Consider the following 23,259-nt stretch of genomic DNA (forward strand, 5'->3'; position numbering starts at 1 on the left):
GGCCCGCTACTGCTTGACCTCTTCCTTGCTCAACACGCGGACGATGTCGCCCCGCACCGTGACGGGGATGGGCACCATGGCCTCGGACAATTCGACCGTGATCTCCTCCTTGGTCTGGTCCACCCGCTTCACCCTGGCGCGCTCGCCCTTGAACGGTCCCGATATAAGCTCCACGATGTCGCCCTCGGAGATGCCAGTTACCACCGGCTTGGGCGCAAGGAAATGCTGGACCTCTGCTATGGATGACGCGCCCCTGACCACCGCCTTGGCGTGTGGAATGTTCTGGATGGCGTGCTCCACGATCTCATGCATCGGGGACTCGACGAGCACGTACCCTTTCAGCTCTTCCGGCGCAAGGATTGACCGGATATCGTAGTTCTCCTTGCGCGCCACCATGGCTATCAGGTTTGCCACCGACCGCTCCTGGTTCGCCGTGGTCTTTACCGCGAACACCAGCGCTTGCGCCTGTGATTCCTCGGCCATTATTCACTACTCCCTTATCCCACGATAGCCGTGGGTATGAGGACCATTATCAGGTATATGATGAACCCGATAACGCCTATGAGCAGGATGCCCGCGCCCGCGACCTTTGATATCGTCAAGAACTCTTCCATACTGGGCTTTCTCGTGAGCTGAAGTATCCTGACGTATTGCTTGATGCTATCCGTGATTTTTTCCAGCGATATTGAGCCTGACTTGTTCTCTGCCATAGTGAAGCCTCAAAAAAGACGATTTCATTAATATTTTTTCTAGGCTTATAGTTTTCGTTCATCATCCGATAAAGTCCAGGCCGAATTTTTGCGTTTTAAACGCCTTTTGCTGGCTAAAGGCATGCGCCGGTTGCTGTTCATCAGGGGGCTTTCCCAATATCTGGGTGGACGTCACCCCTGTTATTATGACCATTGTCCTTATCGCGTCGCCCAGGTCCGGGTCCACCGAGGCGCCCCAGATAAGCCTCGCCTCGGGGTCGATGGCATTGTAAACCTCTTCCACCACCGCCTCGGCCTCAGATATAGTCATCTGCTCTCCACCGATGACGTTTACGATGGCCGCCTTTGCGCTCGATATGTCCACGTCAAGCAGAGGGCTCATCAGCGCGTTGCGCACCGAGCTCGAGGCGGCGTTTTCGCCCTTGCCCTCGCCAAGCCCGATCATGGCCACGCCGCCGTTCGACATGACAGTCTTGACGTCTGCGAAGTCGAGGTTCACCAGCCCCGCCTTTGTGACCAGCTCCGTTATGCCCTTTACGGCGTGGGTGAGCACCTCGTCGGCCACCTTAAACGCCTCCTGTAGCGGCAGGTTGGGGACGACCTCGAGCAGCTTATCGTTAGGCACGACGATGACCGTGTCAGCGCTCTTCCTGAGCTTTTCCAGGCCCTTCTCCGCGTTCGCCTTCCTGACCGCGCCTTCCACCTTAAATGGCGTGGTGACGACCGCGATGGTGAGAGCGCCGCTCTCCTTTGCGACCTGCGCTACGACCGGGGCAGACCCTGTACCGGTGCCGCCGCCCAGCCCGCAGGTCACGAACACCATGTCCGAGTTGCTGATGGCGGCCTTTATCTCCATGAGGCTTTCCTTGGCAGCGCTCTCCCCCACCTCGGGCAGGCTACCGGCGCCGAAGCCCCTGGTGAGCTTTTTGCCTATTAAAAATTTTTTGTCAGCCCTGGTATGCAGCAAATGCTGCGCATCCGTGTTGATGGCGTAAAGCTTTGCCCCGACGATGCCCTCTTGAGACATGCGCGTTATGGAGTTCGAGCCGCCCCCTCCACATCCGACGACTATGACGTTGGTCCTGAGGCCCTCCATCACCTTCATGATGTCCTCGTCGGTGTCCCCTATCTTCCCGGGCATCACTCCGGGGGCTTCTCCATCGATAATTGCGGATTGCCTCTCATCGCTATCGATTATTTCCCCATGGCCATCGATTACCCTTGATGGCTTAGGGCTGAATATGCTTGGTTCTCCAGGTTCCATTACCCCATCCCCTACTATTGTATTGGTCGAATAATTATTTAATTTTATTCTTTTAACGTTTTCCGTGAATACCATCGAGGGCGTTATCGTCATGCCGTTATATGTTATCGCCTCGCCCCTTGCCAGGCGGCCGTATAGAGGCCCCTCCTGGATGCCCAGCGCCCTCGCCTTTTCCGGGTCGAGGCGGCGGTCGATTACGTATAAAACCTCCTCCCAGTGGTCGTATTTTACCGTGTAGCGCTTCTTGAGCGCATCGACGCACGCCCGAGTTATGGCTTTCACCGCATTATCGACGGATGCCCTGTCGATGCCAATAAAAGCGTTGAAAAGGGCGCCATCATGGCCGAGGAAAAAGGCGGCCTTCTCCCCATCTACTGCTTTTTGTATATGCGCTTTATCCACTTTCCACGCCATTTCCAGTAATTGCTCGTTGACCTCGCCTTTTACGCCCATCGGGCATGATGTGCAATGGCCAGGGTTGCACTCCGCTAAAGCGCTAGACAGGCTTTTTGTGAGCATTATCTTGAGGGCTGGCGTTTTTGAGCTTGCGGCTTCGAGCAGCCTGGGGCACCTCAGCCAGGGCTTGCCAAGGTCTCTCAGCTCGCTCTCATGGCGTATCTCATAGCCAAGCTTTCGGATCATGCCTTCGATGCGGTCCCGCTGGTCCCTTGGTATGGATTTCCTGTCAAGGTATGCGGCATTCGTGCCCGACTTTTCGAAGGCCTGCTTCAGGACGGCTTCGGTCAGCAGGGGAACGGCGTGGTCTGCGATGATGTGGCCGAAGGCCACGCCAGCCTCAAGCGCGAGCGCCGTCTCCCGCGGCGCATAGTGGTTGCCCCCTATGCCCACATACACGGGAATCTCCTCCTCGCATACGCTCAGGATGGCCTGGGCGACTATGCGGCCCGCGTCCTTATCGGACCACTCGCTCATGGTGCTTCCTATCTCCACGTATACGGATGGCGTTTTAAGCGAGGATGGGCCGTGGTGCGTCGCCTCGTATGACACGTTGAATGGCGATATGGCGGACTTAAGGCTTTTTAAAATCGAGGCCGCTATGCGGGGGGCGGGGGTTGAAAGCTCATAGGGCCGCCCGCCGAACTTGCCCTCAGCTATATTCCCTGTGAAATGTACGGTGAGCGTCTTCCTGTTTTCCTTGCTGCGGTGCTTTGAGGCGAAAATGAGGGCTTCGGGCTTGAAGCCCATGCTGTCTAGCCTATCGTCCAGCCCGTCCTGGAAGACGTGGTAGTCGCCGATCTCGACCAGCATGAAGCCGTCGCCCTTATAGACCTTATAGTCGCCATCATATACAGGCTCCCAGTGCGTAAGCTCAAACAGCCGATCCCTGATGTTCACGCTCGCGGCGTCCACCGTTGAGACCACGATTGTGTACGTGCGCGCCATTGGACGAGAATCGCCCTTGATGGCTAAAAGTTTTGTGCTCTAGATTTAGGCATGCCACTCTCTGACAATTTTTTCAAGCTCGGCTCTCGCGGTACCAAGACCCCTCGCCTCGTCCACTTTTCCCTCTATCATGGCGTCGCAGGCCTCTTCCATACGAATGGCAAGCGTCCTCAGGCGCCGGCACTCCTCGAGGCGCCCTTTTGCCAGCAGCAGAGGCCTCGAGCTGTCATCCTCGACCATTTCCACCACCTCGTTAAGCCTTTCCGCCGCCTCATCAATCCTTTTAATGGCTGAGTGGAACTCTTCGGACGCCTCTTCCCAGCTGTCCCTATCATAAAAATGTAGTGCTGATAGGATGGACCCGACTGCGGTTTCAAGTGAATCATGGGCATCTTCTAAAATAGGGCTGGTATATAAGCTGATAAACTCCTCGTCGCTTATCATTTCTGGCTTTTTCGCCTGCTTTGGCTCAGGCATGGCCACGGCTTCCTCTTCCCTTTCGACTTCATCGTTCGAAGGCCTGCCAATAATCCTCATTATTATGTAGGTCGCCACAAGCGCCAGAAAGGCTAGCAGGAGCATGCCCGCCATGCCAGAAGCCTCGGCCATAGTAATAGCTTAAAGCCTCCATATAAAATAGCCTTAATGGTAGGGATAACTTTAAACACATCCGTAGCTATAATAAAATATATAATATATTAAATAGTAAATAATATGTGTCAATGCTAAAGCCGTTATGGAGGAGGGTATGAGATGAGGCTTAAGGCAATTCTAGTGGGGCTCTTGCTGATGCTGCTTTTCGTGCCGGCCGCCGGGGCGATCTACATCCCCGGCCAGGAGACGCCGGATGACGGGCTTTATCATATAATGTCAGCCGGAGAGGGCACCATGGCCCCGAATCTGGGCATTTCTGGCGGGATAGCGCTGCCATCAATGCTATCGATCCCGTTCCAGGCCCCTTATGGCATAAACGTCTACCCTATCATGGCGATACCTCAAATTGATGAAAGCGGAAACATCAACCTGGGGGCCATAATAGGGCACATCGTGACGCCGCCAATGCCGGGATACTGGGATAACATCGACCCGGGCAGCCTGAACATAAACATGCCAATAATATAAAAAACCCCGGTCCTTTTTTGACTTATCATTATTTGTACTCCTTCTTAACATACATGGTAGTGCCCGTACATGGGCAGGGATGCAGATGACCACACTGACGGAGACCGCCGAGAAGATAAAGAACATGGAGATAAGGGGCGCAGGGAGGATAGCCCGCGCCGCCGCGAACGCCATGAAGGAAGAGGCCATGTCTATAGAGACGGCCGACCTGGAAGAGTTCAATAAGCGGATGAGGGAGGCCTATACGACGCTTTTAAACACGAGGCCGACGGCCGTCTCCCTCCCGAACGCCTTGAAGGCCGTGATGCGCTACAGGGCGGACAGCGTGGAGGAGGCCAGACAGGCAATAATAGCCAATGCCGACGCCTTTATAGCCGCCTCCGAGAACGCGGTGAAGAGGATAGGCGAGATAGGCGCACGCCGCATCAAGGATGGCGACACCATACTGACCCACTGCAATTCATCCGCAGCCTTCCACATCTTCGAGGCCGCCTTCAAGCAGGGCAAGGACATCAGCGTCGTCGCGACCGAGACGAGGCCCAGGCAGCAGGGCTACATCACGGTGGACTTCTTACATAAGGCAGGCATACCGGCCACCCTTATCCTCGACTCCGCCGTGCGCTATTACATGAAAAAGGTTGACCTGGTCATAGTGGGCGCCGACGCGATAACCGTGAATGGCAGCCTCATCAACAAGGTGGGCACCTCACAGGTCGCGCTTGCCGCCAACGAGGCCCGCGTCAGCTTTATTTGCGCCGCGGAAACGTATAAGTTCAGCCCGATGACGCTCTTCGGAGAGATGGTCGAAATAGAGGAAAGGGACCCGTCAGAGGTCTTGAGCCCCGAGCTCCAGAAGAAGTGGCCGAACCTTAAAGTCTCAAACCCCGCGTTCGACATCACGCCGCACAAGTACATCGATATGATCATAACCGAGATAGGCGCTATACCGCCTGAGATGGCCTACTGGGTCATCAAGGATAAGCTGGGCTGGGAACTTGAAGAAGCCGCCGGAGGGATTTGAACCCCCGAACTGCTGATTACGAATCAGCCGCTTTGCCAGGCTAAGCCACGACGGCCCGTAAAAGTGCGAACTTCTAATGGTCTCACTATATATTTAACTTTTTCCAGTCATGCCGGGCTATTTTAATCCTGCCTTTCCTGTCACTCTAATGTCAAGGACTATATTGTACTCGTGAGGGGCGTAAGACCTTACTATCCGCTTATTCATTATCTCGATGAGGCATCCGCTCTCCCTGGCCTTCGACCGGACCATCCCCACTACAGCGTCGAAGATCTCCCCCTCAGGCCGGATATCATAATAGTGGATAATGCCGCCGATGTTTATAAGCCCGAAGGCGATGTCGAGGAACTCGCGGGCCGAGTGAGGCAGGTTCATGATGATGCGGTCAGGGGGCTGAGGAGGCCGAAATTCCCTTGCATCCGCGTTTACCGCCTCAATCCTCCTAGCCTTGTTCAAGGCGATGTTACGCTTTAAATATTCAAAAGCGTCGGGGTTCTTATCGACGGCAATCGTGTACAAAGCCTTTTTCGAGATTGGGATGGCGAAAGGCCCCACGCCAGCAAACATGTCCAGGACAAGCTCCATGTCGCTAACCTGGTCGATGACTCGCTTACGCTCCGTGGCCAGCCTGGGGCTAAAATACACCTTATTCAAGTCCATCTCATAGACAAACCCGTGCTCCCTGTATGTGGTCGTAGTTCGGCTCTCGCCGCAAAGCACGCGGTAGTGCCTAACCCTGAACTCCCCGGTCACGGGCGTCGTGGGCACCAGAACAACCTTTACGCTCTTATGCGCTTCCATGATGGCCCTGCCCACATCAACGCCGTAGTCCTCCGCCACAACCGCTATATCGCCGATTATCTCAAACGATGGGGTAAACCCTATGATATCCTCTATTTTTTTAAATCGCTCGCTCTCTTCGAAGTCGCACTCCTCTATGGGCCGGGATATGCCAATCCGTGTCAGCATTTCCTGGCTGAGTTCGGGCATAATTGGTATATATACGTAACTTTCATCTGACCTTATCTTTAGCCTGTTATCGATTGCATCCGAAGCTGCCAGCATTCTCCTGGTTTTTTCGCCCTCGCCCTTCGGTACCTTAACACATTTTGATTTCATGGCCATGCTATCTTTGAAGCCTTTTAGCTATAAAAGAACTGCCAGAGGCTAAATGAAATATATGCTTTAGCCTAAAAAATGATTATTGAATCAGCACTAAAATAAGGACAGTCAAAGACGTGGCGGCAACTATGACGGCGACGGCGAAGGCGCCAGCCATGGCCACCATCGCGTTCGCAGTGCTCGCAAGCTTCGCTATCTTATGGGAGCCGAAAACCATGACATCGGTGGCAAGCTCACTCTCCATGCCGGCGACGACGGGCTCCAGGTCCCCGATTGCGGCGTCAACCAGCTTCGATATGGTATCAACCAAAAGCTCGTGCTCGAGGTGCTGGCCTACATAGTTAGCGCCCGACAAAGTATTAACGACGTGAGTATCAGTAGTCATGACCTCCGCCTCGTCGACGGGCAACTTCTTTATGATCTCCTCCCGGAGGCCGTTAACCATGTTATTGCCATCGATGACTATGTAAGCCGTACGCTGGCCCATCGCCTCAACAACGGCCACCCTTATGCCCAGGTCACCCATGCCCTCAAGCCTGGTGCATATGGGCGGCGAGCTCGCCACTCCCACCCTCACCTCGCCCATCGGCATGGATAAAAGCTCCTTAGAGGCGTTTGCGGCCGCCCTTATAATGTTATACGAATCCCTTGTGCCCGGCTCGATGGCGGTGGCGAAAGGCTCGGTACAGTTATGGGCGTCAATAATCGTGGACTGGCGGGCGCCTGCCACGCGGCTCTCAGCCATCGCGGTGAAGCCCACGGCAAACTCGATGTCCTCGGTGGACGTCGGGGCCTGCGTAGACACCAAAAACACCGAGTCGTTGAAACGCTGGCCCAGTATCTTCGTATTACCCACGGACACGCGAATAGACTTCGACGCCAGCGGGCTATACTGGACCCGGGCGAGCGCCCGCCTGGCCGCGCTGATTATCTTCTCAGACTCCTCGGATGACACTAGATTAAAGTCATGATAAGCAGTGCCGTGCGGCACGAAGATAAGGCCCTCGCTGAAGGCCTCAGAGACAATCGTGGGAAGGTTGCCGCCGCCTATCTCCCCCATCGGGCCAGGGTGTACATAGGGTGTTATTATTATGGCCTTGGTGGTCCCATCCATCCGCCTGAAGCTCAACACGTTCACGGGGGCGTCGATGGACTCGCCTATCTTCTCGAAGAACTCCTCCATGGCCGGGGACCCCTCGGTGAGGTGGGCTATGAAGTCCTGAATAAAATCTAAACTGCTGACGCCAAAGGACTTAACCATCGGGTAGTCCACGTACCTCACGAAGGCGAAAGACGCGACTATGAATATAAGGCTTGATATGGCGAGGTCTATGTAAAGAATGGGGGAGGTCGTGTAGTATAGCAGGGCTATAGCGCTGAAGACGGTCTGCAGGGACGCGGGGAGGATGACCTTAGGCAGGCTGTTCACCGAAATTCCGAGCAGCACCATCATGCGGAGGGCGAAGATGAGCGAGAGCGCCAGGATGAAGCCCAGGAATGTATATGGCAGGTGGGCTATGAGCGCCACGGCGTTTGAGGCCACGGTAGCCAGTACGACTACAATGAGCATTATGAGCGATATTAGCGCAGAACGGTTATAGGTGACGTTCTCACCGAAAATGCATGATATCGGCTTGGTGGCCACCGCAGCGAGGATGGCGGGCAGCGCAAACAAGGCCAATCCGGCGGCCGCATTTTGAATGATGCCAAAGGGAAAGGCCACGATCCCGGCAAGCACCGACAGCCCTATGATGGCCGCAATCGATACCTTATAGTCCGGCGCCTCGAATATGTAGTCGGCATAGCTGGCCAGCTGCTCTTCCATGCCCCTGGGCTTTCGCTTCCTGCGCCTGATCCTCAAAAGCTTTATCCGGGCGCTGGCCCTGGACCAGTAACCATCGGCCATACCAATCCCCTAGTTAGCTCGCTTATTTCTCTTCAAGGCCAAGCTCGGTTATCTCGACGACTTTAAGCGGCACGTCCTTCAGGGCTTTGCCTATCTCTTTTTTGGATATGCGCTCGGCGTGCTCCTTGCTTTCTGCGTTAAAGACCTTCATCTCGAGCAGCAGCCCCACTATGCCGGTATTGGCCACCACGAACACGCTATCGAATGGCTCCCCGCAAAACGGGCAGAAAGTGGCCCCAACCTCTACCTCAACATAGTTCATCCGCGGGTTTAGCCTCTTGCCCGCCTCAGAGATGGCAACGCTCATCGCGTCGTCCACCGATTTCACGTCCTTCACTATCCAGGCGGCCTCCAGCACCACCTTGTAATTCGGCATTTCCTCTCCCTCTTTTTACCGGGTCTCGCTTTGAAAATAGAGACAGGCATACATACCAGCCGCTAATATTTAACCCTATTCATGCAGCGAACAGGTCCTTTTTCGTCACCTTGAACGCGCCAATGCGGACGCCGGCGTCGAGCCATGCGTGCCCGTAGCTGAAGCACACTAATGCATTCACCGAATCCCCCGCTTCTAAAAAGTGGACGCCATCAAGGTAGTAGCTTTTTGCCATCTCATAAAACTCGGAGGCGATCCTTTCAAGCCGGGGGTCCATTCCCGGGGCTTTTTTCGCGTCGTCTAATGCCTCCTTGAGCAAACGCCTGTACCTGGCCGTCTTTTCGTTAAGGTCGGCTGCCATATCACGCCTTCCCAAAAAGCCTCTTGAACAGGCTTCCGCCCGCGGGAGGCTTATCCTCTTTATCGGCCTCATCCGATATCTCCTTGGAGGCCCCGCCATGCCTGCTCTTTCTAACTCGCACCTGCACCATCACGGCACGGGGTATGTCGGGGCTTACAAAAAGGGCAACCCCTGGAGGAAGCCGCTTGATCTCCTCTTCAAGCTCAGAGCTTATCCCTTCCAGGCTCTTGGTAATGGCCCTGATATCATTTGGGTTCGTCACCCGCATGATTATCTGGGTGTTACACTGCGAGAGCACGTTCTTATCCACTTTTGCGGGGCGCTGGGAGATTATGAGAAGCCCCAGGCCGAACTTCCTGCCCTCGGACGCGATAGCCCTGAGCACGTCGCCGCTCACTGTCTTAGCGAAGCCCTTCTCAGGGCAAAAGTTATGCGCCTCCTCCACTACCACCATGCCCGGAGGCACCTGGCCCGCCTTCCTCGCCTCAAACAGGTTGTCGAGCAGCTTCGCCACGATTGCCTGCTGGACGTCAGGGCCTATCCCTTTCATGTCGACAATGCTCGTGCGGCCCCTTGCAAACAGCTCGGTAAGCGGCGTGGGCCTGTCAGATAAAAACTCCGCTTCGAGCAGCGGCTCAAGCTTGTTATAGACCCCCCACTTCATAGCGCTATGGGAAGAGCCTATCTCCCTGAGCACGTCCTTTATCGTATAGTCTATGCCATCATTCCTTAAGGCGTTGACCGCCTCGTATATCAGCCCTATCTCTGTATTATTAAGCTCTGAGGGCACGTACTCGATTATCTCCTTGGGCTTTAGGTTAACGCCGTTAAGCCTCAGCGGCCTGTCCGCATACCCGCACAGCTTCTTGTTGCCAGGCGTGTATATAGTAACATTCTTGTAGCCTTGGGGCTCAACTCCGAACTTTTCCGCGAGGGCGCCCATGTCGGCATCGTCATTCGGCTCCTTGAGCGTGGCATACTCCCCGTGGGGGTCGATGATGAGAAGTGGCACGCCCTTCTCCATCATCTCTTCTATTATGACGGCGGCGGTGTACGACTTGCCGCTCCCGGTCATGGCCAGGATGCTACAGTGTTTCTGTATAAGCTTATTACGGTCCACGGTTACGGGTATATCGGTGCCATCCAGCAGCCCCAGGTATGCGCCACCGTCGGATAGGCCCAGAGTCTCAACTATCAGCTCCTCTTCCGCCTTATAGACCCTGTCTCCAGGCCTGAAAGGCGTCATCGGCGCCCTTAGAAGCCCCTGCTGATCCCTTACCCCTATGACCGTGACGGATGCGATGACCCTGTCCTTATTGTCCGCCCCCTCCGACCGCGTCATCGACATCACCTGGCAGAGCACCCAGCCATCGGTGGAATGCCACACCTTAACATAATCCGTTCTCCTCAAGGCCGGGTCCGTGACCATAAACTTAAACGTATGCGACCCGGTCTCCCCAAATATTACCCCTACCGAGCCTATCATCACCCATACTTTTGTAAGGCTTCTTATATAACCTTGTTCCAGTTAGAGCCTAAGGCCAGCCAGCGCTTCCAGCGCTTCCTCCTCCAGGAAGTGCAATTCTGCAGGAATGACCAGGATATGAAGAGGCCCGCCAAAGTCATATGACTTGAGGGAGTCGAGCCTTGCCGCCTTTACGCACGGCTCCGGTGAGCCTGCCCTGGCAACCCCCACGCCTAACGCATCCCTCAGCACGCCCTCCTTCCTGCGCTCTTCCACCAATAGCAATAGCTCTATACCTTTATTGATGGTCATATAGCCCTGAGCCTTGTCAATGTCTAAAAAAAGAAGGGTGTGAAGGCCGTTAGCCTTGTTCATCTTGATGGTATCATAGGGCGTTTCCGATACGATGCTCCTGTACGGGAAGGCGATGGTGGCAGACTTCCCGAACCTGTAGTTCTGGAGGCCGGTCACTCCGCAAACCGCCGAGGCGATGGACGCCCCGTGTATCACGGCTGTCTGGATGCCCATCTTTTGCGCCCTAAGCCTCAGGTCAACATGAGTAGTGGCTACCATAGCATCCCCGCCGGTAAGGAATACGACGTCCTTGTCTACCGCATCCTTTAGAATTGAGTCTTCGGGGTGCTGCTCAACGTCTTCCCTGTCCAGTACCTTTATGGGCTTGCCATATAGCGCCTCAAGCTTCTCTAGCGTCGCGCCCATGAGCCTTGAGGTATAAAACTCGGCGTATGCCACATCCGCCTTCTTGATGGCTTCGAGGCCCTTGAGGGAAATATCCTTCTCATCCCATAGGCCGAGTCCTATGAAAGTTAGCATGATATCGCACACTAATCTGGCTTCTCAGATATATCGTTTACCATGAAGCCAGGGGATGTATCCATATATTTGTATGTATGATATAGGAATGTAATGGATCCGGATTTGGAGCGTATGGTGGAACTCTTAAACGAGATAGACGACATCCTTTGCTGCCCCCGCTGCGACCTGGCGCTGTCCAGGACGAAGGTGGTGGTCGGGTCGGGGCCGCTCGACGCCAGGATAGTTCTCATAGGCGAGGCGCCCGGGCGAAATGAGGACGAGAAGGGCGAGCCATTCGTAGGCGCGGCAGGACGCAACCTGGACGCGCTACTGGAAAAAAGCGGCATACAAAGAAGAGACGTATATATCACCAACGTGGTGAAATGCAGGCCGCCAGGGAATAGGCCTCCAAGGGCATGCGAGATAGAGGCCTGCCATCCATACCTCCAAAGGCAGCTCGAAGCCATATCGCCTAAAATCATCGTACTGATGGGCAGGACGGCCGCCGAGGCCATGCTGGAAAGAAAAGTGAACCTGGGCAAGGAACATGGCACCGTAATTGAAAAAGGCGGCATCAAATATATGATAACCTACCATCCTGCAGCAATGATCTATAATCAGTGGCTAGGCGATACCATAGCCGGGGATTTTAAAAAGGTCAGCGCTTTGCTGCTGGAGGGTTGAGCGCCTCAACCGTGACGCCGGGCTGCTGCATTTTTAACAAAACGGTTGTGACAGGGAAGGGTATCTCCACGTTTTCGGCTGCAAAGCGCTTTAGCGTCTCCCTGTATATCCTATCGGGCACTTCCCAGCTCAGCTTATAGTCTTTCACCCAGACATGCATGAGCAGGTTAATAGAGAAGTCTCCGAGGTCTTTTATGTATACCTTCGGCGCCGGGTCCTTTAGCACCCCTTCCGTATGTGCCGCTATGTCCAGCAAGATGCTCGACGCCTTCTCGACGTCAGAGCCGTAGGCTATGCCGACCTTGATGTCAAACCTCACCTTGGCGTCAGGCAACGAGTAGTTGATGATGTTCGACTTTGAGATGTCGGCGTTGGGCACTATTATGAGCCTGCTGTCCAGCGTCTTTATCCTGGTGCTCCGAATCCCTATCTCAACCACGTCGCCAACCATGCCGTCGGCGAGCTGTATGCGGTCCCCAATCTTGTACGGCCTGTCTGATAGGACGGCAAAAGCGCCGAATACGTTTGAAAGGAACTCCTGAGCGGCGAGCGCCACGGCGATGCCGCCCACGCCCAGCGTTGCAATAAGAGGCGTGATATTGACGTCGAAGAGGGCGAGCACCATGAGGGTGGCCACGATAAAGACCAGCATCCAGACCGCCTTGGCCAGGAACGGCATCAGGGCGTCGTCAAGCTCTGAATTCGTTTTCGGAGCGACGTCGTTCTTGTACCAGTTGATGACCGCAGTGGCGAGGTTGGAGACGAGGTAGGCGGCAATATAGACCAGCGCTATGGTGAGCAGCGCGACAAGGTTATCCGAGAGCACGCCGGGCAAATCGTTGAGCGTGGCAAATGCGATATAGACTCCAACGGCCATTATGAATACCTGTAGAGGGCCGTTGATGGCCTTTAATATCTCGTCGTCCAGCGTGGTTTCCGTCTTTGAGACCAGGTGTGGCGCCACGTCTTTTATGAAGTATTTGACGGCTTTTGCGAGCAAATAAGATAATATTACTATGAAAATGGCAATGATGAGGTCTGCCCATGTAGGGCTCAGGCCTGTGGCATTCGAGAGGCCCGTTTCCATCTCCTGTATGAACGTCGAGTTGCCTATGCTATTTATGATGCTCGTGCTGTTCTCGGCCATAGCGTCATATAGTTAGGCATCGCTATATTTAAATTTGGTGGGATTTAAGATGGATAGCTTAGAATGCTTTGCTGAATTTTTCGAGTAGTTCTGCGATTTCTTTTTCTCTGCCTCTGCCTCCCCACCCTATGATCCCTGTGGCGACGACTTTTCCGCCCTTTGCCTCTATGCCTTTTTTCATAATGGAGATGGCCTTGTTCCCGCCCGTCCACTTGAATGGCAATGACTTGGTCACGAAGCACGCTGCCTTTTTGCCATTTAGCCCTGGAAGCTTCCCCAGGTATGCCTGCATGGGGCGTGAAACCGAAAAGGCGTGCACGGGGGCGGCGAAAACTAAGGCCTCGTATGGGCTGATGTCAGGAAGCCTTTCGAATTTTATCTTTTCCAGGCCTCTTTCATTTTCGTCTACCGGGGCAATCCTCTCGATGCTCACCGTGTGCCCCTCTGCCCCAAGCTTCTCCTTAAGCCTTTCTGCAACCGATAGCGTATGGCCGGTCTTGGAATGAACAATAATCCCTATCTTCATAATGAGCTAATAGATAATCAGGGTATCATTAAGATTTGCGTTTAAAGTAGCCCCGGCTGGATTCAAACCGATGCCGCCGCCTCCAAAGTTTACATTCTTATACTTTCGAGCTGAAAGCCAATCTCGTTATTCTGATATACTCCTCGGCAATCCCCAGAGCTTCCACGGCTACACTGGCCTTTACGATAACGGGGCTATGGGGTCGAGAAAGCCCACGACTTTAGTCGTGGGATGAATCGACCCCTTGGCCTATACAAAAAATATTTAAGCTAAAATTATTTGTTATTATTTATGCGTAAGGTGTATAAGTTCCGGCTCTATCCAACTAAGCCACAACTCAAAAAACTGGGGCGGACGCTGGAACTATGCCGATACGTGTACAACAAGACTCTTGAGACGAGGAAGAAAGCGTGGGAAGAAGATGGAAGAACGCTTTCAAAATACAGTCTCAACAACCTGCTGCCAGAGTGGAAGAAAGAGGATCCTGAGTTAAAAGAAGTGTTCTCGCAGACATTGCAAGAGGTTCAAGAAAGAGTTGATTTGGCGTTCAAGTATTTTTTCAGGAGATTAAAAAACGGCGATAATCCCGGGTATCCGAGGTTCAAGGGAAAGGGGTGGTACGATAGCTTCTGCTACCCGCAGATGGGGTTCAAGGTGCATGATAATAGTGTATACCTCTCCAAGATTGGCGAGGTGTACATGGTTAAGCATAGAGAGATAGAAGGCGAGATAAAAAGAATTTGTGTGAGAAGAAAGAACAACAAGTGGTACGCTTGTATAACCGCAGATGTACGACCAGCTGAGATTAGTAACAGCCTTGCTGTCGGAGTAGACGTTGGATTGGAGAGCTTTGCCACGCTATCTACAGGGGAGAAGATAGCTAATCCAAGGTTTTTCAGGGAAGATGAGAAAGCATTGGCAAAGGCTCAGCGCAAGCTCTCGAAGACAGAGAAGGGCACTCCTAGAAGAGATAGAGCGATGAAGGTCGTCTCGAGAATCCATGAGAGGATAGGTAACCGTAGATACGATTTTGTACACCAGCTAAGCCGCAAGCTGGTTAATCGGTTCGGATTAATAGCCTTCGAGGATTTAAGTATAAAGAAAATGGTTAAGAACCACCGGCTAGCTAAGAGCGTATCTGATGCAGCGTGGAGAATGCTGATTAATGCTACAAGGTACAAGGCTGAGAGCGCCGGTACAAAAGTAGTATTGGTCAACCCTGCCAACACGTCAAAGATGTGCTCCAGGTGTGGACAAATCGTCGAGAAAACATTGGATGAAAGGGTGCATAGGTGTCCTTGCTGCGGACTCGTCATGGACAGGGACGAGAACGCGGCTATAAACATACTCAGACTGGGACTGCAGTCTGTCGCCTACAAGGCATAGAAGCCCACAGGCTTCAGCCGTGGGAGCAGTCACGACATAAGTTATATATATTTGTATAGACATGTCTATACATGTGAAATATTTTGGCTGATTTCCACCGTTATCCGATAAAGCTTTCGGGACATGCTGCCGAAAGATTAGGCGAGCGGTTCAAGTTATATGATGAGGATGAAATTAGGCACTATATCAAAAATGCCGAAGTCGTGGACCCGTTTGGAAAGGAGGGAAGCATTGGCATTTTACAATGCCGGTTCGGTGATCGCAAGCTCAGGTTTGTATGCAAGATAAGCGAGAAAGTATTGGTTGTGATAACCGTGGAGGAATATTAATGAGCATGACAAAGTGCCCGATTTGTGACGCTCCTCTTGTGTGGGAGGATAAGGAAATAAAAAAGGGAATATACGCAAGAGTCCAGGTCTGCAAAAAGTGCCAGGAGCACTACATCGATTTAAAAGAACATGAACGAGTGTATAGGGAATACTATAGTAAAGCATTTAAAAGCGGTAATAGCATCGCCGTAATAATACCTAAAAAGGTTGCCGATGAAGCTGGTATCCGGGTAGGCACATCGTTCAAGATTAACGTAAAAGATGGTAAAATTATAATAGAACCGGTTGCTTGACAGCGCTATAGGCTTTTAAATAGCTTATAGTCCCGACCGGATTCGAACCGGTGTCGCCGGCTCCAAAGGCCAGCAGGATTGACCACTACCCCACGGGACTCTCTACTTCGATTCGAGTTATACTGGTTTGGCTATATATAGCTTTTCAGCCTTCTGCGATGCTAAATAATTTGGGTGATTATTCTAATAGCCACGGCGGCCACATAACCTTTATTTCTATTGGTAGCATTACTCATGCTGTCTATGTTCGAAGTGATCCCTGCCATCGACCTCCGGGGAGGCAAGGTGGTACAACTGGTACAGGGCGTGCCTGGCACCGAGATGGTATCTATCGATGACTATCTGGGAGTTGCAGAAAGCTTCGTGAGCCAGGGCGCAAGGTGGCTACACATCATCGACCTGGATGGAGCGCTGGCCGGGAACCGTAAAAACGCCCACATCGTTGAAGACATAATCAAAAAATTTAACGTCAGGACGGAGGTGGGCGGCGGCATACGGGACTACGAGACGGCAAGATGCCTGCTGGGGCTGGGCGTCACGAGGGTGATATTGGGCACCGCAGCCATACGAGACCCGGAACTGGTGTCAAGGCTCTCCGCTGATTTTGGCTCAGGTGCCGTGATGGTCTCACTAGACTCTAAAAAGGGCGAGGTACTCGTGGAAGGCTGGAAGGAGTCCTCTGGAAAGAGCACCATACAGATGGGGAAGCTCTTCGAAAAGATGGGCGCCGGAAGCATACTGTACACAAACGTGGACGTCGAAGGCCTCCTAAAAGGCGTGGACGAAAGCCCGGTGAGGAGCCTGGCATCCGCCGTGAAAATCCCGGTAATCGCCTCAGGCGGGATCACGGCTCTAAGCGACGTGGTCAAGATAAAAGAGGCCGGGGCAGCGGGCGTGGTCATAGGCTCGGCGCTCTACAAGCACCACTTTACGCTGCGGGACGCCATCAGCATAATCTCCTGATAGAGTTACCGGCAATCTTCCACCTATTTTTTTATTATGGAGACGCCTCCCTGCTTTTCGCGTGGACCTCGTGTATGTACCTCTCGCCGCGCATCGCTGAAAGTATGGCAGCGATAGCGCATAGTATTGCGCCTATGTAGAACGAAAGCCTGAGAGACGGCATGAAGGCCTCCGCGAGCGTCGACGGGAACCAGGTGCTGCTCTCCAGGGCTGAGATCGTCGAAGCGGGGATGGCGCTAACTATCGAGGGCGGCAGGCCTGCCAGTATAGATGACACGGGGTTATATCCGAGGAATGCGGCGAACAGCGCTCCTGTAGGGGGTATCGAGCTTAATATGGGGGCCAGCTCTGCCGCCCCGAGGCTCGCAAGCGAGCTCGCCATTGCCGCCGGGAAAGAGTTAGTGATGCCCACGATGACGATGGTGAAAAAAATAGCCATGCTAGCGGTGTTAGCCGTGTTCATCAGGGTCGACATCATGCCCGACGCCACCCCGCGCTCATCGGGCGGCACCGAGCTCATGATGGAGGCGCTGTTAGGCGAGCCGAACATGCCGTTACCCGCTCCCATTATGAAAAGCGCCAGGGCGAACTGCCAGTACTCGAAGTCATAGGGCATCCATGCGAGTAGCAGGAATGATAATGTTACGATTAGCATGCCACCTGTGGCTATCCAGCGGGGGCCATACCTGTCAGAAAGCATGCCAGAGACAGGGGCCGCGACGATGAAGCCCACGGTGAGCGGCAGCATGTATATGCCAGCCCAGAGGGGCGTAGACTCATAGCTGTAGCCGTGAAGCGGCAGCCATATGCCCTGCAGGAGCAGGATGAGCATGAACATGACGCCGCCCCTGGCTATGGCGCTCACCAGGTTGGCTATGTTAGCGTAAGAAAAAGCCCGAATCTTGAATAGCTCAAGCCTGAACATGGGCGACTCCACGCGGCTTTCTATGACCGGGAACATGATGAGCAGCAGGAAACCTATTGCTAGAGACGCTATGACCCAGGGGCTGCTCCACCCCATAGGGTCGTTTTCATAGGGCATAAGGCCGTAGGTCACGCCTATCAATAGCAATACCAGGCCAGCCACGAACGTAATGTTTCCCAGGATATCGACCTTCGCTTTAGGAGCCCTGAATGAGACTTCCCTCAGCTTTAGGTAAGACCATATCGTGCCTACGACGGCGAATGGCACGCTGACGAGAAAGACAAGCCGCCAGTCGTATACGGCCAGGACGCCGCCGAGTATTAGCCCGATGAACTGCCCGGAAAGCACTGCCACCATGTTCAGGCCGAGCGCCTTGCCGCGCTCGCTTGGAGGGAAAGCGTCAGTCAATATGGCGGCGCTGTTGGCCATGAACATCGCCCCGCCCACCGCCTGCAGCAGCCTGAACACTATGAGCTCTATGGCCCCCTCGTCTCCGGTGCCTGGCGTTAAATATAATAAAACCGAGCCAATGGTAAATATAAGGAAGCCCAGCTTGAATATCCTGGCCCTCCCGTACATATCCGAGAGCCTACCAAACGTTAACAGCAGGGTAGCGGTGACTATGCCGTAGCCCATGAGCAGCCATAACAGGTATTGGAATGATGTCAGCGGGTTTATGCTGATGCCGTTAAAGATTGCGGGCAACGATATCAATATTATGCTGCCGTTGACCGTCCCCATCATTGTGGCTATGATCACGTTGGATAACGCTATCCACTTATACTCTACCCCATTTTTGAAAAAGCCAAAAATGCTCGTTTTTGCTTTTTCAGCCTGAGCGGGCACGTTATCGCTCATGCTATCTCCTTCATTTTTATGATCATGAATCGTCTTCCTCGATGACAGCCTCGAAAAAGCGGGTGATCTCCTGCACCTGTTCCAGCCACTTGGCCTTCAGCCGCTCTAGCGCGGCCTTGCCCTTCGGCGTAATGGTATATAGTTTCCTCCGCTCGCTTTCCTCGCTTTTTATCCAGCCCTTCGACTCAAGGCTGTCGAGTGCGGGGTATATGGAGCCGGGGCTCGGCGTCCATCGCCCATTTGTCCTGCGCTCCACCTCTTTAATGATCTCATAGCCGTAGGTGGGCTTTTCCCCTATTATCTTTAGTATCATCGCCTTGAGGATGATACGCCTCATCCCAAGGCCTATATGGTCATCCATGCTCTATGCCCCTGTATTCGCTGTCATTTTATCGGCAGGCGATATATCGATAGGCGATATACTATTTATAGCTTTTTGCCCCGCAATAAAAAATGGGTATTATGGGGCGACGAATAGCTTCTCAGCACACTTTATGGATATCCTGTATGATACGTATGCGATGATTAGAGCCATCGCAGCGCTTAAAAGCCATGCCACGTAGAGGTATATGCCGCTGATGGCAATCGATGGCAATAGCTGGCTCAGGATTGCCGGAATCCCGTACATTAGCACAGGAGATATGACGATAAGCCCGGCGATGGCGCAAAGGAGCAAGCAGGCCAGGCTCCATTCTACGCGTATCATCCTGGGCCTTGGCGCCTCACGGAAATCGGCGCCTACGATGCCGCAGGAAAGCGCAATCGCCGTGATCGTGAACACCAGTAAGATCGCTTCGATGACGCCCGTCGCGGCAAGCTGGAGGGATGGCCGGAATACGATATAGCCGACGGCGCAAAAGGCCAGAGATAGAGCTATGCAGAGGACGGCGGGGAACATGAGCTTCGCGCGGACGAAATTTTTTATCGATACTGGGGAGGCGCTCAAAAACCAGAGCCTTTCCCCCTCCATGCCCACCATCGACGTTCCAAGCGTCATCGCTAAAATGGCTGACGGGAAGACCGTAAGGTAGAGGTAAAAGAATTTATATATTACGCCCGTCCCGATTGGCCCGTTGCCTCTCGTCAATAAAGGCATCAGCGTGGCAACAATGATAACGATAGGCGCTATGAAGACGTACATCAGCTCGCTACGCCTGGTAAAGGCCTTAAAATCCTTTTTCATGATGGCCGAAACGGCCGGAGGTATGCCAAGCCTGTCCACGAGGCTCGATCCGGACTTATAATCTGAGGACAGGCGGATGGCCACGGTGTCAGAAACCCCGTATCGGGCGTTCAGCCTGGCCGCGACGATAAAAATAATAATGGTAAAGACGACCGAGCCAAGTAGAAGCGCTGCGGCCACAGGCCATAAACCCTCCCCGAAGGCATAAAGTGCGACGCCCGGCCAGACATAGGGAATGAACCATACGGCCATCTGGCCCTCCGAAATGGCGTTGAATACCACGGTCATCGAAGACTGGGTGACTGCGAAGTAAGCTGCGTATGCGGCCGTGAACACGAGGATCGTCGTAAAGAACCTTATCCAGATAGCGGACCTTCCGGCCGCCTTGAGGACTTTGCCCGCAAGGCCAGCGAGCAGAGACCTGGCCGCTTCCACGGTTACGCAGGTCATGAAGATGCACGTCACTATGCCAAACGACGTAAGGATGGCAATGGGAAGCATGCCCATAGGCACAGACACGGTTAGCACCCCTGAGCACAGGAGAAGGGCGACCCACAGGGAGCCGTTCAGCATGCTCGATAACGCTGAGGCCGCCGTGTGCTCCTCCCAGGTCACCGGGAACCAGTAGATGGGCTGAATGGCCGCGCTTGCCCCGGACCGCTGCATCTGGAACATCATAGTCAGGAATAGGGTGTATAAAACGCTTAGCGTAGGCAGGCTGATGAAGAACCCTAGAACGGCCTGCCTAAGGGCTTGCTGCACGTCTGGACCTGGCGCTGACGTATACAGAAAGCCGGCCAGTAGGCCGCCCGCCACCCCAATGGCCATGGCAAGCGCATACGTTAAAAGTGTGCCCAGTCGACTTTCAGAATACCTCCGAAAGTTTTTCTTCGTTATGAGACGGGAAGACTTAGAGTATACTCCTGTCAGCCTCAATACGCTCTTAAGGCTCACTTTATCAGGGCCTCCACGATAGGCTTAATGTCTCCGGTCCCTGTCAGCTTGAGGAAGATGTCCTCCAGCCCCGACCCTGGCATCGATGCGGCCTGCCTTAGCTCCTCCATGGTGCCCAGGGCGAGCAGCCGGCCATTATAAATAATCGCTATGCGGGTACACATTGCCTGGGCGATCTCTAGCGTATGAGTGGAAACTACAGTGGTCACGCCCTGCGATGCTAGCTTATTGAGCAGGTCCTTCATTATTTTCGCCGACTTGGGGTCGAGCCCCCTAAGCGGCTCATCTAATAATAGCAATCGCGGCCTGTGCATCAAGGCTGAAATAATCGCGGTTTTCTGTTTCATGCCGTCAGAGTATGAGCTGATAATGTCGCCTTCCCTGCCTTCGAGGTCAAAAGCCTCGATGAACTCCTTGATGCGCTGCATCTTATCTTCGGGCGTCATCCCATAGAGGTCTCCCGTTAAATCCAGGAACTCAAGCGCAGTAAGGAACTCGTAGATGCGCGGCGACTCGGGCACGTACCCGATTTGTTTTTTGATGCCGATTGGGTCCTTACTGGCGTCTATACCCAGTATGTTAACGCTGCCTCGGGTAGGCTTGACAAGCCCCATCATCATTTTTATCGTCGTCGACTTGCCTGAGCCGTTAGGCCCTAGTAGCCCCAGTATTTCTCCATGTCTGACCTCCAGGTCGAGCCCCTCTACTGCGACCATGTCGCCGTATTCCTTCCTTACGCCGCTCAATTTTATAGCCGGAACGCCGTCGATTACCATAAAAATCTTCAATTGTAATAATCACATGCCAATATTTATGTCTTCCAGTGTAGAAGAAAAATGCCCTTACTAAGAGAAGGCATGCCAGGCAAACATTTATTTACGTTAGGGTAAGGATTAAGTTTGATATCATGAGGACATCCAGCGTAAGCAGGCAAACCAGAGAAACTAGCATATCCGTCGAGCTGAACCTGGACGGGAGCGGCAATTCGAAGATTAGCACGGGCATAGGCTTTTTTGACCACATGCTGGCCTCATTTGCCAGGCATGGGCTTTTCGATTTAACGATAAAAGCATCGGGGGACCTGCACGTCGACGACCACCACCTCGTTGAAGACGTGGGCATCGTGCTGGGAGAAGCCTTCAATAAAGCGCTCGGTGATAAGTCGAAGATCGAGCGGTTCGGGCACGCCCTGATACCCATGGACGAGGCCCTTTCAGTCATTGCGGTCGATATAAGCGGCAGGGGCTACTCGATATTCAAGGCAGACTTCACCTGCGAGAAGATAGGCGATTACTCGACGCGGATGACCAGGCATTTCGTGGACTCGTTCGCCAGGGCAGCGGGCATCAACGTTAACGTTAAAATCGAGGGAGAAGACGACCACCACATGGTCGAATCCATGTTCAAGGCGCTTGGGGTAGCCCTGTGGATGGCCACCCGAAAGAACGAAAAACGGGGGGTCCCAAGTACTAAAGGAATGCTCTAAACGGGCCGCCACCTGGGCAAAGCTGGCGCTCGTCCTCGTGATGGTGCTGTGGGGCGGCTCCTTCATCGCCTCCAAAGTAGGGCTGCAGGACATGTACCCCGTGGAGCTTGCCACCATAAGGTTTGCCATAGCCGCGCCATTACTACTGGTTATAACTCTGGCCCTCGAAGGCCGAAAGGCTCTTAGAATAGCAAGAAAAGACATGCCGGTACTAGTCGTAATGGCGCTCACCGGCGTAACCCTTCAATATATAGTACAATTCGTGGCAATGACCTATACTTCGGTCACGAACACGGCGCTTCTAATAAACATGGGGACGTTTTTTGTGATCATACCTTCGGCGCTATTCCTCAAGGAGAAGCTCACCGCAGATAACTATCTTGGCGTCATCGTGGCATTCCTGGGGGCGGCCCTGGTGGCTACAAGGGGCAGCCTCGCGTTCACCCCAAACCTCATAGGCGACGGCCTGGTGCTCGCATGTGCCATCATGTGGGCCGTATACATTCTCGTCGGCAACCGGCTGGCCGGAAAATATTCGGTGCTCTCACAGCTAAACTTCATATTCCTGGTCGGCCTTATAGGGCTTATACCGGCCTACCTCGTAACGCCTCACCATGCCCTGGCAGGCTTATCGACGGTTACCTGGGCATCCATTATATACCTCTCTCTGGTCTGTTCCATCATAGCCTATTTCATCTTCAACGACTCTATAATCAAGCTGGGGCCTTCAAAGACAGCTATCTACCAGTACCTTGAGCCGTTTTTTGCCATACTATTCGCAATCCTGCTGCTGGGCGAGCCTCTCACCATCCTCATTGCTTTAGGGGCCCTCCTCATCATAGCAGGCGTGGCGATGGCAGATAATAACCTCAAGCTCATCGGACACATTAAAGGCTTAAGCCTAGGTGCGGCAGACCAGGGGCGCCACTAGGTGGAAAATTTTAATGCATATGGGAGC

General features: G+C 53.5%; 25 protein-coding genes, 2 tRNA genes and 1 pseudogene. 9 read left to right on the forward strand and 19 right to left on the reverse strand.

The features are described 5' to 3' along the window. Nucleotides 1-6: 6 nt before the first annotated feature. The 5 genes and pseudogenes from MTC_RS10330 to MTC_RS10345 all read right to left on the reverse strand — a co-directional run bounded on the left by MTC_RS10330 (nucleotide 7) and on the right by MTC_RS10345 (nucleotide 3,987). Nucleotides 7-483, reverse strand: a complete 477-nt coding sequence (locus tag MTC_RS10330; RefSeq protein WP_014406641.1) for a transcription elongation factor Spt5 — start codon at nucleotides 481-483, stop codon at nucleotides 7-9. Nucleotides 484-497: 14 nt separating this feature from the next. Beyond that, nucleotides 498-710: a protein translocase SEC61 complex subunit gamma gene (locus tag MTC_RS10335; RefSeq protein WP_014406642.1), complete on the reverse strand. Its 213-nt coding sequence runs from the start codon at nucleotides 708-710 to the stop codon at nucleotides 498-500. A 61-nt stretch (nucleotides 711-771) separates the two neighbouring features. Then, the gene (ftsZ, locus tag MTC_RS13855; RefSeq protein ID WP_346430117.1) at nucleotides 772-1,851 is read right to left on the reverse strand and encodes a cell division protein FtsZ; all 1,080 of its coding nucleotides are present in this window, start codon (nucleotides 1,849-1,851) and stop codon (nucleotides 772-774) included. Between the two features lie 750 nt (nucleotides 1,852-2,601). Beyond that, nucleotides 2,602-3,378: pseudogene (locus tag MTC_RS13860) on the reverse strand (D-aminoacyl-tRNA deacylase); the annotation flags it as partial. 45 nt (nucleotides 3,379-3,423) lie between these two features. Next, nucleotides 3,424-3,987, reverse strand: a complete 564-nt coding sequence (locus MTC_RS10345) for a hypothetical protein (RefSeq protein WP_014406644.1) — start codon at nucleotides 3,985-3,987, stop codon at nucleotides 3,424-3,426. Nucleotides 3,988-4,131: 144 nt separating this feature from the next. Here MTC_RS10345 and MTC_RS10350 point away from each other — a divergent pair, with 144 nt between their 5' ends. Both MTC_RS10350 and MTC_RS10355 read left to right on the forward strand, forming a co-directional pair. Continuing rightward, nucleotides 4,132-4,500, forward strand: coding sequence for a hypothetical protein (locus MTC_RS10350; protein ID WP_014406645.1), 369 nt, complete (start codon nucleotides 4,132-4,134; stop codon nucleotides 4,498-4,500). A gap of 85 nt (nucleotides 4,501-4,585) precedes the next feature. Next, entirely contained in the window at nucleotides 4,586-5,521 is a 936-nt protein-coding gene (locus MTC_RS10355; protein ID WP_048189654.1) for a ribose 1,5-bisphosphate isomerase, read from the forward strand. On the opposite strand, the gene MTC_RS10360 is transcribed toward MTC_RS10355, so the two are convergent. From MTC_RS10360 to dph5, 7 genes are all read right to left on the reverse strand, one after another. Then, a tRNA-Thr gene (locus MTC_RS10360) sits at nucleotides 5,503-5,576 on the reverse strand. The two genes, MTC_RS10355 and MTC_RS10360, sit on opposite strands and share 19 nt — an antisense overlap. 62 nt (nucleotides 5,577-5,638) lie before the next feature. After that, the gene (locus tag MTC_RS10365) at nucleotides 5,639-6,640 is read right to left on the reverse strand and encodes a class I SAM-dependent methyltransferase (protein WP_048189655.1); all 1,002 of its coding nucleotides are present in this window, start codon (nucleotides 6,638-6,640) and stop codon (nucleotides 5,639-5,641) included. Between the two features lie 82 nt (nucleotides 6,641-6,722). Beyond that, nucleotides 6,723-8,549: a DUF2070 family protein gene (locus MTC_RS10370; RefSeq protein WP_014406647.1), complete on the reverse strand. Its 1,827-nt coding sequence runs from the start codon at nucleotides 8,547-8,549 to the stop codon at nucleotides 6,723-6,725. Nucleotides 8,550-8,571: 22 nt separating this feature from the next. After that, nucleotides 8,572-8,925 (reverse strand): DUF555 domain-containing protein, encoded by a 354-nt coding sequence (locus tag MTC_RS10375; RefSeq protein ID WP_014406648.1) that lies wholly within the window; start codon nucleotides 8,923-8,925, stop codon nucleotides 8,572-8,574. A gap of 79 nt (nucleotides 8,926-9,004) precedes the next feature. Beyond that, the gene (locus tag MTC_RS10380) at nucleotides 9,005-9,286 is read right to left on the reverse strand and encodes a DUF357 domain-containing protein (protein ID WP_014406649.1); all 282 of its coding nucleotides are present in this window, start codon (nucleotides 9,284-9,286) and stop codon (nucleotides 9,005-9,007) included. A gap of 1 nt (nucleotide 9,287) precedes the next feature. Next, nucleotides 9,288-10,772: an ATP-binding protein gene (locus MTC_RS10385; protein ID WP_014406650.1), complete on the reverse strand. Its 1,485-nt coding sequence runs from the start codon at nucleotides 10,770-10,772 to the stop codon at nucleotides 9,288-9,290. Between the two features lie 42 nt (nucleotides 10,773-10,814). Further along, a complete protein-coding gene (gene dph5 / locus MTC_RS10390; protein WP_014406651.1) occupies nucleotides 10,815-11,585 on the reverse strand; it encodes a diphthine synthase in 771 nt (256 codons plus the stop codon). A gap of 93 nt (nucleotides 11,586-11,678) precedes the next feature. Here dph5 and MTC_RS10395 point away from each other — a divergent pair, with 93 nt between their 5' ends. After that, nucleotides 11,679-12,251 (forward strand): uracil-DNA glycosylase, encoded by a 573-nt coding sequence (locus tag MTC_RS10395; RefSeq protein WP_014406652.1) that lies wholly within the window; start codon nucleotides 11,679-11,681, stop codon nucleotides 12,249-12,251. On the opposite strand, the gene MTC_RS10400 is transcribed toward MTC_RS10395, so the two are convergent. Together MTC_RS10400 and MTC_RS10405 are read right to left on the reverse strand one after the other, a co-directional pair. Next, entirely contained in the window at nucleotides 12,226-13,398 is a 1,173-nt protein-coding gene (locus tag MTC_RS10400; RefSeq protein ID WP_014406653.1) for a mechanosensitive ion channel family protein, read from the reverse strand. The two genes, MTC_RS10395 and MTC_RS10400, sit on opposite strands and share 26 nt — an antisense overlap. 58 nt (nucleotides 13,399-13,456) lie before the next feature. Then, nucleotides 13,457-13,924 (reverse strand): flavodoxin family protein, encoded by a 468-nt coding sequence (locus MTC_RS10405; protein ID WP_014406654.1) that lies wholly within the window; start codon nucleotides 13,922-13,924, stop codon nucleotides 13,457-13,459. Between the two features lie 291 nt (nucleotides 13,925-14,215). On the opposite strand from MTC_RS10405, the gene MTC_RS10410 reads away from it, so the two are divergent. The 3 genes from MTC_RS10410 to MTC_RS10420 all read left to right on the forward strand — a co-directional run bounded on the left by MTC_RS10410 (nucleotide 14,216) and on the right by MTC_RS10420 (nucleotide 15,932). Then, entirely contained in the window at nucleotides 14,216-15,310 is a 1,095-nt protein-coding gene (locus tag MTC_RS10410) for an RNA-guided endonuclease InsQ/TnpB family protein (protein WP_014406655.1), read from the forward strand. Between the two features lie 83 nt (nucleotides 15,311-15,393). Beyond that, nucleotides 15,394-15,639 (forward strand): DUF4258 domain-containing protein, encoded by a 246-nt coding sequence (locus MTC_RS10415; RefSeq protein WP_014406656.1) that lies wholly within the window; start codon nucleotides 15,394-15,396, stop codon nucleotides 15,637-15,639. After that, nucleotides 15,639-15,932 carry an AbrB/MazE/SpoVT family DNA-binding domain-containing protein gene (locus MTC_RS10420; protein WP_014406657.1) on the forward strand — a complete coding sequence of 98 codons (294 nt, stop codon included), beginning with the start codon at nucleotides 15,639-15,641 and terminating at the stop codon, nucleotides 15,930-15,932. Before MTC_RS10415 ends, MTC_RS10420 begins: the two co-directional genes overlap by 1 nt. A gap of 27 nt (nucleotides 15,933-15,959) precedes the next feature. Here MTC_RS10420 and MTC_RS10425 read toward each other — a convergent pair. Further along, nucleotides 15,960-16,032 (reverse strand) — tRNA-Gln (locus tag MTC_RS10425). A 143-nt stretch (nucleotides 16,033-16,175) separates the two neighbouring features. Between MTC_RS10425 and hisA the strand changes: the two genes are divergently transcribed. After that, nucleotides 16,176-16,895 carry a 1-(5-phosphoribosyl)-5-[(5-phosphoribosylamino)methylideneamino]imidazole-4-carboxamide isomerase gene (gene hisA, locus MTC_RS10430; protein WP_014406658.1) on the forward strand — a complete coding sequence of 240 codons (720 nt, stop codon included), beginning with the start codon at nucleotides 16,176-16,178 and terminating at the stop codon, nucleotides 16,893-16,895. Nucleotides 16,896-16,929: 34 nt separating this feature from the next. On the opposite strand, the gene MTC_RS10435 is transcribed toward hisA, so the two are convergent. The 4 genes from MTC_RS10435 to MTC_RS10450 form a co-directional block, all read right to left on the reverse strand. Beyond that, entirely contained in the window at nucleotides 16,930-18,678 is a 1,749-nt protein-coding gene (locus MTC_RS10435) for an MFS transporter (RefSeq protein WP_014406659.1), read from the reverse strand. A 22-nt stretch (nucleotides 18,679-18,700) separates the two neighbouring features. Beyond that, the gene (locus MTC_RS10440; RefSeq protein ID WP_014406660.1) at nucleotides 18,701-19,039 is read right to left on the reverse strand and encodes a PadR family transcriptional regulator; all 339 of its coding nucleotides are present in this window, start codon (nucleotides 19,037-19,039) and stop codon (nucleotides 18,701-18,703) included. Nucleotides 19,040-19,138: 99 nt separating this feature from the next. Continuing rightward, entirely contained in the window at nucleotides 19,139-20,815 is a 1,677-nt protein-coding gene (locus tag MTC_RS10445; RefSeq protein WP_014406661.1) for a permease, read from the reverse strand. Next, the gene (locus MTC_RS10450) at nucleotides 20,812-21,591 is read right to left on the reverse strand and encodes an ABC transporter ATP-binding protein (RefSeq protein ID WP_014406662.1); all 780 of its coding nucleotides are present in this window, start codon (nucleotides 21,589-21,591) and stop codon (nucleotides 20,812-20,814) included. The genes MTC_RS10445 and MTC_RS10450 overlap by 4 nt, the downstream gene beginning before the upstream one ends. A 131-nt stretch (nucleotides 21,592-21,722) precedes the next feature. Here MTC_RS10450 and hisB point away from each other — a divergent pair, with 131 nt between their 5' ends. Beyond that, a complete protein-coding gene (gene hisB, locus MTC_RS10455) occupies nucleotides 21,723-22,301 on the forward strand; it encodes an imidazoleglycerol-phosphate dehydratase HisB (protein ID WP_014406663.1) in 579 nt (192 codons plus the stop codon). A 22-nt stretch (nucleotides 22,302-22,323) separates the two neighbouring features. Further along, nucleotides 22,324-23,232 carry a DMT family transporter gene (locus tag MTC_RS10460; protein ID WP_272941628.1) on the forward strand — a complete coding sequence of 303 codons (909 nt, stop codon included), beginning with the start codon at nucleotides 22,324-22,326 and terminating at the stop codon, nucleotides 23,230-23,232. The last annotated feature ends 27 nt before the right edge of the window (nucleotides 23,233-23,259 follow it).

The organism is Methanocella conradii HZ254, assembly GCF_000251105.1.
Taxonomy (GTDB): Archaea; Halobacteriota; Methanocellia; order Methanocellales; family Methanocellaceae; genus Methanocella; species Methanocella conradii.

What these genes read in the sequence shown, in the direction of transcription:
- MTC_RS10345 (WP_014406644.1), bottom strand. Translation starts at nt 3,987, where the DNA reads ATGGCCGAGGCTTCTGGCATGGCGGGCATGCTCCTGCTAGCCTTTCTG.
- MTC_RS10435 (WP_014406659.1), bottom strand. Translation starts at nt 18,678, where the DNA reads ATGAGCGATAACGTGCCCGCTCAGGCTGAAAAAGCAAAAACGAGCATT.
- MTC_RS10365 (WP_048189655.1), bottom strand. Translation starts at nt 6,640, where the DNA reads ATGAAATCAAAATGTGTTAAGGTACCGAAGGGCGAGGGCGAAAAAACC.
- MTC_RS10410 (WP_014406655.1), top strand. Translation starts at nt 14,216, where the DNA reads ATGCGTAAGGTGTATAAGTTCCGGCTCTATCCAACTAAGCCACAACTC.
- MTC_RS10385 (WP_014406650.1), bottom strand. Translation starts at nt 10,772, where the DNA reads ATGATAGGCTCGGTAGGGGTAATATTTGGGGAGACCGGGTCGCATACG.
- MTC_RS10380 (WP_014406649.1), bottom strand. Translation starts at nt 9,286, where the DNA reads ATGGCAGCCGACCTTAACGAAAAGACGGCCAGGTACAGGCGTTTGCTC.
- MTC_RS10330 (WP_014406641.1), bottom strand. Translation starts at nt 483, where the DNA reads ATGGCCGAGGAATCACAGGCGCAAGCGCTGGTGTTCGCGGTAAAGACC.
- MTC_RS10375 (WP_014406648.1), bottom strand. Translation starts at nt 8,925, where the DNA reads ATGCCGAATTACAAGGTGGTGCTGGAGGCCGCCTGGATAGTGAAGGAC.
- MTC_RS10350 (WP_014406645.1), top strand. Translation starts at nt 4,132, where the DNA reads ATGAGGCTTAAGGCAATTCTAGTGGGGCTCTTGCTGATGCTGCTTTTC.
- MTC_RS10395 (WP_014406652.1), top strand. Translation starts at nt 11,679, where the DNA reads ATGGATCCGGATTTGGAGCGTATGGTGGAACTCTTAAACGAGATAGAC.
- MTC_RS10370 (WP_014406647.1), bottom strand. Translation starts at nt 8,549, where the DNA reads ATGGCCGATGGTTACTGGTCCAGGGCCAGCGCCCGGATAAAGCTTTTG.
- hisA (WP_014406658.1), top strand. Translation starts at nt 16,176, where the DNA reads ATGTTCGAAGTGATCCCTGCCATCGACCTCCGGGGAGGCAAGGTGGTA.
- dph5 (WP_014406651.1), bottom strand. Translation starts at nt 11,585, where the DNA reads ATGCTAACTTTCATAGGACTCGGCCTATGGGATGAGAAGGATATTTCC.
- MTC_RS10420 (WP_014406657.1), top strand. Translation starts at nt 15,639, where the DNA reads ATGAGCATGACAAAGTGCCCGATTTGTGACGCTCCTCTTGTGTGGGAG.
- MTC_RS10440 (WP_014406660.1), bottom strand. Translation starts at nt 19,039, where the DNA reads ATGGATGACCATATAGGCCTTGGGATGAGGCGTATCATCCTCAAGGCG.
- MTC_RS10450 (WP_014406662.1), bottom strand. Translation starts at nt 21,591, where the DNA reads ATGGTAATCGACGGCGTTCCGGCTATAAAATTGAGCGGCGTAAGGAAG.
- MTC_RS10405 (WP_014406654.1), bottom strand. Translation starts at nt 13,924, where the DNA reads ATGAAGATAGGGATTATTGTTCATTCCAAGACCGGCCATACGCTATCG.
- MTC_RS10400 (WP_014406653.1), bottom strand. Translation starts at nt 13,398, where the DNA reads ATGGCCGAGAACAGCACGAGCATCATAAATAGCATAGGCAACTCGACG.
- hisB (WP_014406663.1), top strand. Translation starts at nt 21,723, where the DNA reads ATGAGGACATCCAGCGTAAGCAGGCAAACCAGAGAAACTAGCATATCC.
- ftsZ (WP_346430117.1), bottom strand. Translation starts at nt 1,851, where the DNA reads ATGCCCGGGAAGATAGGGGACACCGACGAGGACATCATGAAGGTGATG.
- MTC_RS10335 (WP_014406642.1), bottom strand. Translation starts at nt 710, where the DNA reads ATGGCAGAGAACAAGTCAGGCTCAATATCGCTGGAAAAAATCACGGAT.
- MTC_RS10355 (WP_048189654.1), top strand. Translation starts at nt 4,586, where the DNA reads ATGACCACACTGACGGAGACCGCCGAGAAGATAAAGAACATGGAGATA.